This window comes from Pseudomonas sp. FG86 (assembly GCF_057808775.1).
This window is the reverse complement of the sequence record NZ_JBMDIS010000004.1, coordinates 1-13,368: the sequence shown is the minus strand read 5'-3', so window position 1 is coordinate 13,368 and position 13,368 is coordinate 1. Positions and strand designations below refer to the sequence as shown.

The window sequence follows — 13,368 nt, the reverse complement described above, 5'->3', positions numbered from 1 at the left end:
CGTAATTTGCTACCAACTCTTGCGCCTAGGAAAACGGCAATGACCTCCGAAGATTCCTTCAGCGGCATCCATATTTTTCTCGCCACCGCCCGCTCTGCGACCTTCACAGAGGCAGCCGAGCGCCTGGGGCTGTCCAAGTCGGCCGTAGGTAAGGCGATTGCACGGCTGGAGGCACGGGTGGGTACCAGCCTGTTTTATCGCTCGACCCGCCGCTTGTCCCTGTCTCCGGATGGCGAGGCCTACTTCACCGTGTGGTCCAATGCGCTGGAGGAGATCAAGGCCACCGAGAGCAACCTCGGCAACAAGTTAGGCGTGCCCACAGGGCGCTTGCGGGTGGACATGCCGGTCGCGTTCGGTAAACAGGTGGTACTGCCGGTGCTACTGGAGATGAGCAAACGCTTCCCGCAGTTGCAACTGACCTTGACCTTTAGCGACCAACTGGTGGACCTGACGGAAGAAGGTATCGACCTGGCCATTCGTTTTGGCAGCGTCGACAACGTCCCCGGCCTGGTGGCCAGACGCCTGACGTCACACCGCTGGGTAACCTGTGCAGCGCCGGGTTATCTGGAAGAATATGGTACGCCGTTGACGCTCGAGGACATGGGCCAGCACCGCAGCATCGTCGGCTATCGCCGCGGCAGCCTAATGCCCTGGAAAATGGCCCAGGCCGGGCAATCCTTGAAGTTCTCGCCACCACCGACCTATCAGTTTGACGATGCCGAAGCGATGATTGAAGCCACGCGAGCCGGCCTCGGTATTTGCCAGATGCCGCTCTGTCTATTTGAAAAGGACATCGCCCAGCAGGTTGTTGTTACGGTACTCGAGCCCTTTGAACCGGCGCCTGTCGAGGTCCACGCACTATGGTCGAAGAGCAATCATCTGCGGCCCAAAATTCGTTACCTGGTCGACGAGTTATTGAAGCTGTATGGCCACAGCTAACGGCAGAACGGACAGCTACTGCGCGACCTTGGCGCGGGGTTGATCAACGCCAGCCCCATTAACTCAGGGTGCCACTCAGCAGCCATAGCGATGAGCGCGGACTGATCTGTAACAAAGCCAGGGAGCCCCCAAATACTAGAGCCCGCCGACCAGGGATCTACTCACCAACCTGCGTTCTGGCCAGGCGCAGGGGGCAATATTGGCACCTTGATGTGTAGCTCAGCGCTCCGGCTGGCAGCGGCCTGAAGAGTCGACAAGTGACCGCCAATTATCCCGGTTTTCGAGATAGTTATTCACCAATATCTGAGTTTATCTCCAAAATCGAATCTATAAACTTTGAGCCATCCCCAGCCAATCAGTGCGCTGTGGGTAGGCAGGTCAGTGAGCGGCGCACACGCTTTGCAACGCCGATCAGTCCACCTCTTGCTGCTGCGGCCCCAATATCTAAGCAGGATTTCAACCATGAGTCTGGCCTATCCAGTGTTGTTCGTGTCCCACGGAGCACCAACCTTTGCCATCGAACCCGGCCAGGCCGGGGCACGCCTGGCTGAGCTAGGCCGAGCGCTGCCACGGCCTAGCGCCATCGTAATCGTCTCTCCTCACTGGATGACCCGTGGGAGCGTGCGTGTAGGCAGCAGCAAGGCGCCGGAAACCATTCACGACTTCGGAGGCTTTCCGCAAGCACTGTATCGCCTGCAATACCCTGCAACCGGCAATCCTGCATTGGCCGAGCAAATCTGCAACCTGCTTTCCCGCAATGGGATTGCCGCAACTACCGAATCGAATCGAGGCCTGGACCACGGCGCCTGGGTGCCGTTGCTGCACCTATTGCCCACTGCGGATATCCCGGTGGTCCAAGTGTCCATGCCCCACCCGCTCAATCCATTGGGTGCCTGGCAGCTTGGCCAGGCACTCAAGCCGCTGCGCGATCAGGGCGTGCTGATCATTGGCTCCGGCAGTCTGACCCATAACCTTTATGAGTTCCGTAGCAACTACGGCGACCCGGCTGAGTACGTAGCGCGTTTTTCCGACTGGATCCGTGACGCCCTGCAAGCCGGTGACCTGCCAGCGCTGCTCGCCTACCGCCGCAATGCCCCGGAGGCCGAGCGTGCGCACCCCAGTGAAGAACATTTGTTGCCGCTATTTCTGGCGCTCGGTGCCGCAGGCGAGCACTACGCCGTGGATGTGCTAGAGGGCGGTGTCGCCGACGGCGTACTGGCTATGGACAGCTACCTGTTCAAAAGCCCAACCGCCACTCAGGAGATTACTCAAGCATGAACCTGCCACTAGCCATTTCAGAACTGCAGCAAGAACCGCAATCCGGCCTTGTCTATCGTCGGGTAATCCGTGCTGCTGCCCCTCGTGCACGTCTCCTGCTATTGCATGGTGTAGGCGGTAATGAAACCAATCTGGCAGGCCTTTCCGGCTTTATCCCAGAAGGAATTGAAATATTGCTGGTACGCAGCCGCCTGCAAATCGCAGCTGAGGGCTTTGCCTGGTTTCAGGTAAATTTCACCAACGAAGGCCCGGTGATCGTTGAAGAGCAAGCGGAAACCAGCCGCCAGAAACTAGTGGAGCTTGTAACTGCCTTACCACAAATGCCTACAGTGATAGCTGGCTTTAGCCAGGGCGGTATTCTCAGTGCAAGCGTCGGGCTTAGCGCCCCTCATTGCGTGCTAGGCTTTGGCTTGTTCAGCGGCAGAATTCTCCCTGAGCTGGCACCACACATTGCCAGCGCTCAAGCATTGAGTTCGCTATCGGCGTTTATTGCTCATGGCTATGGTGATAACAAGCTCCCCGTGTCTTGGGCACAAAAAGCGGATGCCTGGTTGCACCAACTGAACGTGCATCATGAAACATACCTGTACGACATGGGCCACGAAATCACCAATGAAGAAGTGGAAGATTTCATTCAGTGGCTGAAGCCTGTATTGAACATCGCCTGAGCGACCTTGATGGTGAACTCCCGCAGTAAACTTACGGAAGTGGATCTACTTCTTAAAGCGTTAGCCAGCCCCCAGCGCCGGTTGATCCTTGAGTGGCTCCGTGACCCAGAGAAACACTTTCCGCAGCAGGAACATGCATTCCTGCTCGGTGTGTGTGCCGGCCAGATTGAGCGCAAGTGCAAGTTGGCCCAATCGACCGTGTCCGATCACTTGCGCACGCTGCATCGCACAGGATTGATTACTTGCCAAAAGCTCGGCCCGATCCATTTTTTTCAAACGCTGCGAATACACCATCGAAATGCTGGTGAAAACATTGAAAGCGATGCTGTAAAGGGGATTTGAGAGCTCTGCCATGACTATTCGCGAGGACACATTTGCATCCATCGATCTCAATTTATTGGTGGTTTTTATGTGTATTTACAAGGAACAAAGTATAACGTTAGCAGCCAAGAGTCTTGGCGTAACACAGCCAGCCGTAAGCAATTCGCTGGTCAAGCTACGTGACAAATTTAATGATCCGCTCTTTACTCGTTCGGGCAGGGGTATTGTGGCAACACCGAAAGCGAAAAAAATTGCTTCTGAATTATGTCCAGCGATGAGACTGATTACAGCCACACTAGCATCGAACTTTAGATAATCCTCTTTGCAGCAGAGCACTATTGGCCTGCTCTAACCTCTCATGACTGGCGGTGTCAGGTGGACTGACAGATGACTGGAGTCTATGTCGCTGGTGGCATCATGTTATGCCGACGCAAGCTGAACATTCCTGTCTGTAATTGAGCAATCATCTGATGGCGAACTCTCATGGTTTACCGTCGCCCTTTCGATACGTATCAATAACACCAGCCACATCAAGGCCAAAGCCCAGCATTGGGTGTAATTGCTCCGCGGAAACAAAGCAGCCATCACCGGAAGTGCTGAATGGCTTGAGGCGGTCAACTGCCCGGCAGTGCAATTGGACGAGGCAAACTCGACAAAGCCTCCGCCTCCAGGCCTGGCACCATCGGCCGCAGTTGCCCGGGGAAAAAGCCGGTGCTGTCCACATAGAGCAGTACCGACTTGGCATCGCGCCAACCGACATAGCCCATCAACGCCTTCTGGTCCCAGCCACTGCGCGTGGCCCAGGTGGCAAAGCCACGGCGTAGGGAGTGGCTGCTATACAACTCGGCGGGCAATCCGGCCGCTTTCAGTACCGCCCGCAGCAGCGGGATGACGCTGTGCGGGTGCAGGCCCTGCTCGCGCAGGTGACCCCAGCGGTCAATGCCGCGGAACACCGGACCGCGGGCGATGCCGGCGACACAGATCCAGTCGTTGTAGGCCTGCACCGGGCAGAGGCGGGCCAGCGCCGGCGCACTGTAGGTCTGTCCCTGGTTGTCACGGTCGCCCTTGCTCCACGGCAGGAACAGCTGCATGCCCTCCCCCGGCCGTACCTGGATGTGCTCGACCTGCAGGCGGCACAGTTCGTCGCTGCGAAAGGCGCGCCAGAAGCCGATCAGCAGCAATGCGCGATTACGCCAGCAGCGCAACAGCTGCGGCAGGTCGCCCTCGTCCAGTGCTTTCTCGCCCGCCCGCTCCAGCCACGCCACGCACTGCTCCAGTTCGCGCAGCTGCAGCGGTTCGGCCTGCTTCTCCGGCTTCGGGTGCAAGGTACGAATGCCCTTGAGGATCTGACGAACCAGCGGGGTCTTGGTCGGATCCGGGAAGCCCTGGCTGACATGCCACTGCGCCAAGGCCGCCAGGCGCAGCTTGAGGGTGTTGCTGGACAACGTGGCGGCGTGATCGACCAAGTAACGCACGATGGCATCGCTGGTCGCCGGCAGAAAGCCGCCCCAGGCGACCTCGAAGTGCTCGAGCGCTTGCCGGTAGCTGCGCCGGGTGTTGGGGCGGGTACCGGCCTGCAGGTACCGCTCGATCTCGTGGCTCATCGACGCACATCCCCTTGATGTACTGGTGAGCGACTGCCAAACGACGAAAAAATCGCCTCACCTTGGATAATTAAAGATTATCCGACCTTATTTATTGGATAGTGGAAATATAATACGTTGGACGTATCATATATTACTGATCAGATGCCGTTGATCGACGAGCCCACCCTAGACCCCAGTAGATTGGCGTTGAAGGCTCAGGAGGCGGCCGCAGGCTTTGTTGCCAGCGGCACCGCCGAAAACACGGTACGGAGCTATCGCAGCGCCCTCGCCTACTGGTCGGCTTGGCTGCACCTGCGCTACGGCGTTGCGATGGGCGATGCGCCTGTACAGTCGACTGTAGTCATTCAGTTCGTGGTGGATCACCTGGCGCGCCCACTGGCAAATGGTGCATGGACCTATCTGCTACCGCCGACCATCGATGCCGCGTTAGTCGCGGCACGTGTGAAGGCAAAGCCGGGACCTCTGAGCTACAACACGGTATGTCATCGGCTTTCGGCACTGGGCAGGTGGCATCGCTTCAACAACTGGGAAAGCCCAACTGAAGCACTGGCAGTGAAAACGCTGCTGCGAGATGCGCGAAAAGCCCAGGCGCGCCAGGGGGTAGTTGTCCGCAAAAAGACGGCAGCTGTGGTGGAGGCTCTGGAGGCCATGTTGGCGACCTGTACGGATGGCATTCGCGGTACTCGTGATAGCGCCCTCCTCCTGATGGCGTGGAGTGGCGGCGGGCGTCGTCGATCCGAGGTGACCGGCCTGCAGGTCGACGATGTGCGCAAACTGGATGAAGACACTTGGCTCTATACGCTGGGCGTCACCAAAACAGACACCACGGGATCCCGTCGCGAAAAACCTCTGCTGGGTCGCGCTGCACACGCGTTGACGGCTTGGCTCATCGCCGCGCCCGCCGATACCGGTCCGCTTTTTCGGCGCCTCTACAAGGGCGGCAAAGTCAGCCCGTTCGGACTATCGTCTGATCAGGTAGCACGGATCGTTCAGCGCCGCGCCAAATTGGCTGGCCTCGACGGCGACTGGGCCGCGCACAGCTTACGCTCGGGCTTTGTAACGGAAGCGGGTCGCCAGGGGGCCCCATTGGGTGAAGTGATGGCCATGACTGAACATCGCAGTGTCGAAACCGTTATGGGCTACTTCCAAGCCGGAGTGCTGCTGAGCAGCCGCGCCTCGATGTTGCTTCAACCCCTGCCCGCCCCATCAGGCCCAACCAACCAGCCTGACTAGCGGTCGACGCACCGCGTCGGAAAATGCCGCGCACGCGTGTCCTATTGAGAGGTGGAGCTCCTGGTTATGAGTCCATTGCACGGTAGCGGAATTGATGCGCAACCCCAGCTGGGCACTCGCAACTCCGGGTGTAACCAATACATGACCGCATGGCGACGCCCAAGCAGCCAGCATCTCAGCATGCTTCGTCTACTCGGGTAGTTAAGCAAACAGCTGGCGGCCCTGCGCTAGACAGCGAAGGCTCCGTCGCAGGGGCAAGATAGTCAAGTGCTTACCAGTCGCTGTGGCCTGCGCTCGCCTTATGAATACGCCTGGTCGGCAGGTGCGCTTCAAATACCCACACTGAAAGTCTTACCAGACTCGACCCTGTGCTTGCTGCACAAGTCGCGAAGCTTTTTTTCCGAACCGTCAGGATGAATTTGTACGAGCACGCCATCCTTCGCCATTATCAGTGAATGCCCTGCGGCAACCGCACGCAGATACGCAGCATTAGTGGCGACGGCGGCCAGCTTAGGAATCATTGCCTCTAGTCGGTCTATTTCATCATCACTGAGTTCGCTCATGCTCTGTTCTCTGCTCCTGCCAGCCTGATGTCGATGCTGCCCGTAGAAAAGATATCCATGAGCGACCCTACGCCCCGATCACAGGTAAGTCGATCCCATTTTTGACGCACACAGTGAAGCCTCGACTTAGCCGCTCAGCACTCCACAGCGTACGTGCAAATTCGAGTCGATGTGACAGCAGCCTTGATGTGAACAAACCATCGTAGCCGTAGCAAGATGAGTGCATTCGCTTCTAAGCATCTGAGCCCTCTTCAGGTGGACAAAAAATGCCGTCAGCCCTTGGAAGGCTAGACCGCCAGCTGTCACCGGGCATGATCCGGCACATGTACAGATCGAACAGCGGCGCGGTAAAAGCGGCGCCGTTGTGGGGCGGCGACCAGATCATCCCTTTGCTAATCAGGGAGTTGCGAATTGAGGTGAGAGATCGGCTTGTACGGCCCAGGGATGCCGCAATGTCGCCCGAACGATGAGGCCCCTCCCCAAGCGAAGCCATGGCGCGCAAATAAATGTGTTCTGCCACGGTCATTCGGTCGAGTCTTACCCTAAAAAAACCTTCGTCCAGAGCAGCAATAACGTGCCCGGACGCCTTCTGGACGTCTGCAAGCGTGATGTGGTTATTCTGCCCTGCGTCCCAGACATGACTGCCCCACTCTTGAATGAAATAAGGGTAGCCGCGTGTGAGGTGAGCAACCATGTCGGCCGCTTCTGAGTCTACAGTCACGCCCTCGGCCTCCGCTGGTTTTACAAAGGCCAGACGCGTCTGGTGTGGCTCCAGCGAACCGACCTCTAGGTAGTCGAAGAGGCGCTTCGCGTGGTTTTTCACATGTCCAGCAGGGTGTCGGAGTTGTGGGAGGCCTGCACCGACGAGGGCAACCGGCAAGATCAATCGCGAGACGCGATGCAGCGCTGCGATAAGCGCGGCGAGCTGTTCTTCTGCTACGTTTTGCAGCTCATCCACGAAAATAACAAGGACGGTGTGAGCTGCTTTGGCGGCTTCACCGAGTTTAGTCAGCAGGGTTGTAAATTCCTCCTCGAGATCACCTTTGCCCGCCAGAGCTGCCTCGGCTTCGTAGTCAATACCGACCTTGAGATCGCTGAACTTCGGCTCCAAAGCCTTGGCAAAACCGGCTAAGGCTCGCAGTCCAGTTATCGCTGCGTTCTTGGCAGGTACGATACAGCTCAGCCGCAGCAAGGCGAGACGGAGCTGTGGCGCGAGTATCGCTGGCAGAGAGCGATACTCGGATGACTCAACGTAGACGGCGAGATTGCCCGAGGCTTCGGCATCTCGCAGCATCTGGTTCAACAGTACTGTTTTGCCGACACCCCGCACCCCAACCAGGATTACGCTTTTGGCAGGTCGGCCCACGCGAATTCCCCCGATCGACTGACGGACCCGCTCGCGCAGTTGATCGCGACCTGCCAGCTCAGGTGGAGGCGTACCAGCGCCAGGGGAGTACGGATTGCAGACGGGGTCCATATGCACCCGCGTTAATAGGAATAGCGAACAGCGGGAATGGGCCGATAAACAGCTAAATCCAAGCTTTTCACCCCGCCATCACCTGCATACCCGAGACTCGGCAAATGTTGGTCCAGCTGGAGTTACCTATCAAGCCAAGCTGCCTCCGTCATTGAAAAAAATCATCGCGAGCGACCCGTCCGAAATTGCCTAAGTCTTCGTCGACGTCGATGAACATGGTATTCACCATCCGCGCGCTCTTCAGGTCGGCCATTGTTCTGAAAAAAAGGGTTCGCAGAGATGGACCTCATAACGCTCACCATCATGAACCGAGCCGAATCCCCAACTGCCCTGAAGGGTCCCAAATTGCAACCCATATCCTTCAACACGCGTACTATCGCCGCAAACATCACAAAGGACGTCACTGACGCATTCGAACTGTTCCGCCGCTGTGATTTTCATTGAGAGGCTCCTTTGGGTCCAGTGAATCAGCTTGCTGCAGCGAGCCTGCGACCCGCCAGCATCACTCCGGTAACCGCCTGTACGGTCAGGCGTCGCCAACGCCTGGCACAGGCGGACCACAATGAGCCCGGATCCCGCCCTATCTCGCCATGCGTACCTTTCGGCATGGCCTGTTGTACGGTCGGCAGATCGAGTTAATGGCGGACGCCATTTTGTGCAGCATTTGCGGCGCAGATAAGACCGCACTTGGGGCAGTGCTGATCGGCGACAGACGATCCAAGCTATCCGTTCTGGACGAACTAGCAAATTGCATGTGCGCGATGCGCGCCACTGATGCCATGGCGCTGACGTGGGCGTCTTTAGCACTCCTTCAAGGCTTGCTCCAGTCAGCGACCCCTCCTTCAAACAAGACGCATCGAAGAGCAGTAAATTTGTTGCTTTGCTGCAGCCAAGGTGTGGCGGCAGTCTCTTTGAGAGTAGGTATGGCCCGAGGCCGTCTTAAAGTCGTAACCCATGACTCGCTCGTCCTGATCATAGACCCTAACGAGCTCTATGAGCATCTCCATCGTCCAATTACCGGATCCATTCAGCCGCGATGGCAACACCACCTGAACTGCCTCAATCAGTGTTCCTTCAGCGCGTTTCACTAGCATCTGCTCGAACTCATCCTCCGTTGGAATCAAGAGCATCGTCCTCCATGCGGCTGCCTTCTGGCGGCGGTTAATCATCACGTAAAACCAAGGGCGATGATCATCGAGCTCGACGAATCGCCACATCTGGGAGTCGTCTCCAAACAGCGCTGGATACATGATTTCAGCGCGCTTGTACGTAATAAACATCAGCACACCCTCTTTTAAGCTGTATATAGCATAGCTCCAGAAGCACTAAAAAGGCTTCATCGTTCCTTTTGCGAGACAGCAAATGGAACTGAATGAAGCGCTTGGTTTGGTGATCAGGAATCTACGTATTTCGAAGGATATGCCTCAGGAAGGGCTTGGGCCTAGTCAGAGCTATATCAGTGCGATCGAGCGCGGCAAATGGAAACCATCGATTGAAAAGGTTGAGCAGATTGCTGAGATCATTGGCATTCATCCCCTAACGCTTCTGTTCCTGGCTTATCAAAGGCAAACACCCGAACTAAAACCCGAAGACTTACTGAAAAAAATCCATCGAGAAATCACGAGCTTGAAGGGTTGCCTGAGACTTGAGTAGGTTCGACATGGAATCGAATCGGCAACCGATCCCAAAAAGCATTTGATCGCAACGTCGCCAGTTGCTCTGCTGCCCGGCGCGCGGGCTTTCTTGCTCGCAATCAACAGCGAGCATGAATTCAGTCGCGAATAGCCACTGCATGAATTCGAGTGATAGACCTCGCCCATCGCAACAAACATCGATGACACGTGCTTAGCGTGACGCAAGCCTTGAAGAGTCACGCCTCCACTGATCCGGCAAGGCTACTCCCCAAGGGACCTTCGGCAGGCGTTCCATGCTGTTCCGGAGGGCCTGTGCACATGCGATGTCTAACCCTTCGAGGGCGCCTGAGATAGCGACACGCCGACCATCTGCTCTTGATATGGGAAGTGTTCGGTACCGCCGTTCTGAATGGTAAGGTGTGATGTCGGCCATTTTGCCGCAGGGAACAGGGTATTGAACGGAACATTCTTTCCCGATTGCGGCGGGTGCTCCAGCAGGCAGATCTGCCCAAGGGACGCTCTGACGCCTACGAACACTTTTCACCGTAACAGTGATCCTACTGTCGGGCTAAATACCTCTAGCTTCCGCAAACGGCCAGAAGCGGACGGTACAACCCGGATTGCGACTTCAACACAGTTCCTGCCAGAATGTCGTTCGGCTCGACCTGCATCGCGTCTAGCGCCTTTAAACGTTGGGGGCGGGTGTTAGCCGGAAACGAACCGAGGTCAGCCAACTGTTGCCGACGCTAGAGCGCAAATACGTTGGTAAGAGTTCGCGTCGCTCGATCCTGCAAGCATCCCACAACGAGGTGACATGGGATGGTCGGCGTATCCAGTGTGAACAAGCTCGCCCGGTTTGAGGTGAGCAGTACGATCGGATCAACCACAATGTTGCAGATACAGAAGCCGCGCACTCTTATCGAGTGCGCAGAAATAACGGGCAAAACAGGCGCAGCAGCCCCAGCCGGTAGCTCAGCGTTATGGCCGTTGCTACGGCGGCGACCGGCAACAGGGTGAGCCAGACCAGCACCGCCATCGACGGATGGTCAGCCTTGAAGCAGCACACAGCCGATACCATCAGCGCCAGCCAGCCCAGGCTGCGTAGATAGTCCGGCGCAACCTCGTCGGCGCTGAACACCTGGCGCCAGTGCGCCGGCAGGGACAACGCCAACCAACTGGTCGCCAAGCCCATGCTGGCGGCGGCACCCAGCAACCACAGACCTGCATTACTCATAGGCCACCCCACCGATGCGAGTCCGGTCCGCGACCTCAACCGTAAGCGTCCGCCCAACTCACCTTGCGTAAGTTAGGCAGGCACCCACTGATGTGGCAGCAGCTGCCCGATCTCACTGGCCCTCTGTGTTGGCAACCGAGTCAGCACATCTTTGAGATAGGCATACGGATCATGCCCATTCATACGCGCCGACTGGATCAGGCTCATGATTGCCGCAGCCCGTTTACCACTGCGTAGCGACCCGGCAAACAGCCAGTTCGAGCGCCCGAGTGCCCAGGGCCGTATCTGGTTCTCGACTTGATTGTTGTCGATCGGCACAGCTCCATCGTCCAGGTAGCGCGTCAGCGCTACCCAGCGTTTCAGGCTGTAGTCGAGGGCTTTGGCCGTGGCTGATCCGTTGGGCACCAGGTCGCGCTGGGCCAACATCCAGTCATGCAGTTTTTTGAGGATCGGTACCGCCAGTTCCTGACGTATTCGCCACCGATCTTCATCACTCATTTCCCGCGCTTGGCGTTCGACTTCGTACAAGCCGCTGATCGAGTGCAGCGCTTGTTCGGCCAGCTGACTTTTGTTCGCCACGTGCAGATCGAAAAACTTGCGACGGGCGTGAGCCATGCAGCCGATTTCAGTGATGCCTTGCTCAAATCCGGCCTTGTAGCCAGCGAAGTCATCGCAAACCAGCTTACCGTTCCAGTCGCCCAGGAAGTTGCGTGCATGTTGTCCGGCACGGCTTGGGCTGAAGTCGTAAACCACCGCGTTGAGCGCCGAAAACGGCGTCGTGCTGTAGGCCCAGACGTAGGCCCGGTGGGTTTTCTTCTCGCCTGGCGCAAGCATTTGCACCGGTGTTTCATCGGCGTGAATCACACGCTGGTTCAACACCGCCTCACGCAGAGCATCAACTAGCGGTTGAAGTCTCACGCCAGTTTCTCCGACCCATTGCGCCAAGGTCGAGCGCGCAATTGCCAGTCCGGCGCGACCAAAGATTTTCTCCTGCCGGTACAGCGGCAAGTGATCGGCAAACTTGGCCACCATCACGTGGGCCAGTAGGCCTGCGGTCGGTATACCTTTGTCGATAACCTGCGCCGGCACCGGCGCCTGGATCAGGGTTTCGCACTGGCGACAGGCCCATTTGCCCCGCACATGTTGCTCGACGGTAAACACGCCCGGCGTGTAATCCAGCTTCTCGCTGACGTCTTCGCCGATGCGTTGAAGTTGACAGCCACAGGCGCACTGGGTGTTTTCGGGTTCGTGACGAATCACCGTGCGTGGAAACTGTGGCGGCAATGGCGCACGTTTCGGCGATTGCCGTGGTTCGACCTGTGGCGCAGCGGGAAGAAGCTGTTTCAGCTCGGCCTCGATAGCCTCAAGGTCGGTGTCGAGCAGGTCATCCAGCAAGCTGCTTTGCGCCGGGCTGATTTGTTCGCTGCGCTTGGCGAACTTGTGCCGTTTGAGCAGGGCGATTTCGAACATGAACTGTTCGATGAGGATTTCATCGTTCTGAATCTTCCTGCTCATCGCCTCGACCTGGGACTGCAACTGCAACGCCTGTGCCGCCAAGGCACGAAGCTGTTCCGGGGTCATCTGGTCGAGGCTGGGCGAGAAAGTCATGCCGCCAATTGTGCCAGAGCAGGCACGGGGCGACGACAAGCAGACCGGCCAAATGGCCGGCGTTTACAGCACGCTAATCACACCGCCTGCACCGACGCGCTGCCACGGCAGGCCCAGCACCAATGCCTGGAGTTGTTCGCTGTCGAGTTCGACCTCGCCGCCGTGGCGAATGCCGGGCCAATGGAACTTGCCTTGGTTCAGTCGTCTCGCTGCGAGCCAGACGCCGACGCCATCGTGCACCAGCACTTTCATTCGATTAGCCCGGCGATTGGCGAACAGATAAGCGCAGTGCGGCTTCGCCGCACCGAACACCGCAATCACCCGGGCTAATGCCGTCTCGGTGCCAGCGCGCATGTCCATCGGCTCGGTGGCCAGCCAGATGGCATCGATGCGGATCATTGAGCGACAGCCCGAATAAATTGCGCACAACCCTCGGGATCCGAGGCTGGCCATTTCACCGTAATCACTTGCCCGGCCACGGGCAACTCGATGATCACTGACGTTTCGACTGACCGTTTAGGTGGGGCTTTTAGCGGGACGAAAGCCGGTAGTGAAGCCGCTGCGGGCTGATCTCGATAGAGCGGCAGCCATTTGCGGATGACGTTGGCATTGATGCCGTGGCTGATGGCGACACTGGACACGGTTGCGCCAGGTTGCAGGCATTCCTGAACGACCTGGGCTTTGAATGGTTTGGGATAAGAGCTTCGTTGGCGCATGGAAATCCTGGCGATAAGGGTGATCGCGTCCGCTTAAAATGATCTGACCCCGAAATGTTGGACATCAACATTGGGGGGTGTCATGAAAAA

General features: G+C 57.6%; 16 protein-coding genes. 7 read left to right on the top strand and 9 right to left on the bottom strand.

Annotated elements, in window-relative coordinates:
- Positions 1-39 precede the first annotated feature (39 nt).
- The 5 genes from ACODSV_RS03510 (at position 40) to ACODSV_RS03490 (ending at position 3,522) form a co-directional block, all read left to right on the top strand.
- The gene (locus ACODSV_RS03510; RefSeq protein ID WP_023048079.1) at positions 40-939 is read left to right on the top strand and encodes a LysR family transcriptional regulator; all 900 of its coding nucleotides are present in this window, start codon (positions 40-42) and stop codon (positions 937-939) included.
- Positions 940-1,401: 462 nt separating this feature from the next.
- Complete coding sequence (locus ACODSV_RS03505; protein WP_023048078.1) at positions 1,402-2,217, top strand: DODA-type extradiol aromatic ring-opening family dioxygenase; 816 nt, start codon at positions 1,402-1,404, stop codon at positions 2,215-2,217.
- Positions 2,214-2,885 carry an alpha/beta hydrolase gene (locus tag ACODSV_RS03500; protein WP_023048077.1) on the top strand — a complete coding sequence of 224 codons (672 nt, stop codon included), beginning with the start codon at positions 2,214-2,216 and terminating at the stop codon, positions 2,883-2,885. Before ACODSV_RS03505 ends, ACODSV_RS03500 begins: the two co-directional genes overlap by 4 nt.
- 9 nt (positions 2,886-2,894) lie before the next feature.
- Positions 2,895-3,227 (top strand): ArsR/SmtB family transcription factor, encoded by a 333-nt coding sequence (locus ACODSV_RS03495; protein ID WP_223194054.1) that lies wholly within the window; start codon positions 2,895-2,897, stop codon positions 3,225-3,227.
- A gap of 10 nt (positions 3,228-3,237) precedes the next feature.
- Complete coding sequence (locus ACODSV_RS03490; protein ID WP_071576115.1) at positions 3,238-3,522, top strand: LysR family transcriptional regulator; 285 nt, start codon at positions 3,238-3,240, stop codon at positions 3,520-3,522.
- A 298-nt stretch (positions 3,523-3,820) separates the two neighbouring features.
- Here ACODSV_RS03490 and ACODSV_RS03485 read toward each other — a convergent pair whose 3' ends face one another.
- Positions 3,821-4,810, bottom strand: a complete 990-nt coding sequence (locus tag ACODSV_RS03485) for a site-specific integrase (RefSeq protein WP_023628979.1) — start codon at positions 4,808-4,810, stop codon at positions 3,821-3,823.
- 117 nt (positions 4,811-4,927) lie between these two features.
- Between ACODSV_RS03485 and ACODSV_RS03480 the strand changes: the two genes are divergently transcribed.
- Positions 4,928-6,046 carry a site-specific integrase gene (locus ACODSV_RS03480; RefSeq protein WP_028688847.1) on the top strand — a complete coding sequence of 373 codons (1,119 nt, stop codon included), beginning with the start codon at positions 4,928-4,930 and terminating at the stop codon, positions 6,044-6,046.
- A 329-nt stretch (positions 6,047-6,375) separates the two neighbouring features.
- On the opposite strand, the gene ACODSV_RS03475 is transcribed toward ACODSV_RS03480, so the two are convergent.
- The 4 genes from ACODSV_RS03475 to ACODSV_RS03460 all read right to left on the bottom strand — a co-directional run bounded on the left by ACODSV_RS03475 (position 6,376) and on the right by ACODSV_RS03460 (position 9,366).
- Positions 6,376-6,609, bottom strand: coding sequence for a hypothetical protein (locus tag ACODSV_RS03475; RefSeq protein WP_023048074.1), 234 nt, complete (start codon positions 6,607-6,609; stop codon positions 6,376-6,378).
- A 232-nt stretch (positions 6,610-6,841) separates the two neighbouring features.
- Entirely contained in the window at positions 6,842-8,086 is a 1,245-nt protein-coding gene (locus ACODSV_RS03470) for an ATP-binding protein (protein WP_023628980.1), read from the bottom strand.
- Between the two features lie 240 nt (positions 8,087-8,326).
- Positions 8,327-8,527: a hypothetical protein gene (locus tag ACODSV_RS03465; RefSeq protein ID WP_370694611.1), complete on the bottom strand. Its 201-nt coding sequence runs from the start codon at positions 8,525-8,527 to the stop codon at positions 8,327-8,329.
- A 401-nt stretch (positions 8,528-8,928) separates the two neighbouring features.
- Complete coding sequence (locus ACODSV_RS03460; RefSeq protein ID WP_023628983.1) at positions 8,929-9,366, bottom strand: hypothetical protein; 438 nt, start codon at positions 9,364-9,366, stop codon at positions 8,929-8,931.
- 82 nt (positions 9,367-9,448) lie between these two features.
- Here ACODSV_RS03460 and ACODSV_RS03455 point away from each other — a divergent pair, with 82 nt between their 5' ends.
- A complete protein-coding gene (locus tag ACODSV_RS03455; RefSeq protein ID WP_023628984.1) occupies positions 9,449-9,739 on the top strand; it encodes a helix-turn-helix domain-containing protein in 291 nt (96 codons plus the stop codon).
- 897 nt (positions 9,740-10,636) lie between these two features.
- Here the strand turns inward: ACODSV_RS03455 and ACODSV_RS03450 are convergent.
- The 4 genes from ACODSV_RS03450 to tnpA all read right to left on the bottom strand — a co-directional run bounded on the left by ACODSV_RS03450 (position 10,637) and on the right by tnpA (position 13,278).
- Positions 10,637-10,954 carry a DUF3325 family protein gene (locus ACODSV_RS03450; RefSeq protein ID WP_024075430.1) on the bottom strand — a complete coding sequence of 106 codons (318 nt, stop codon included), beginning with the start codon at positions 10,952-10,954 and terminating at the stop codon, positions 10,637-10,639.
- Positions 10,955-11,026: 72 nt separating this feature from the next.
- Positions 11,027-12,562 (bottom strand): IS66 family transposase, encoded by a 1,536-nt coding sequence (gene tnpC, locus ACODSV_RS03445; protein ID WP_033902866.1) that lies wholly within the window; start codon positions 12,560-12,562, stop codon positions 11,027-11,029.
- A gap of 63 nt (positions 12,563-12,625) precedes the next feature.
- Positions 12,626-12,961 (bottom strand): IS66 family insertion sequence element accessory protein TnpB, encoded by a 336-nt coding sequence (tnpB, locus tag ACODSV_RS03440; protein ID WP_033902865.1) that lies wholly within the window; start codon positions 12,959-12,961, stop codon positions 12,626-12,628.
- Entirely contained in the window at positions 12,958-13,278 is a 321-nt protein-coding gene (gene tnpA / locus ACODSV_RS03435) for an IS66-like element accessory protein TnpA (RefSeq protein WP_071576116.1), read from the bottom strand. The genes tnpB and tnpA overlap by 4 nt, the downstream gene beginning before the upstream one ends.
- Positions 13,279-13,368 lie beyond the last annotated feature (90 nt).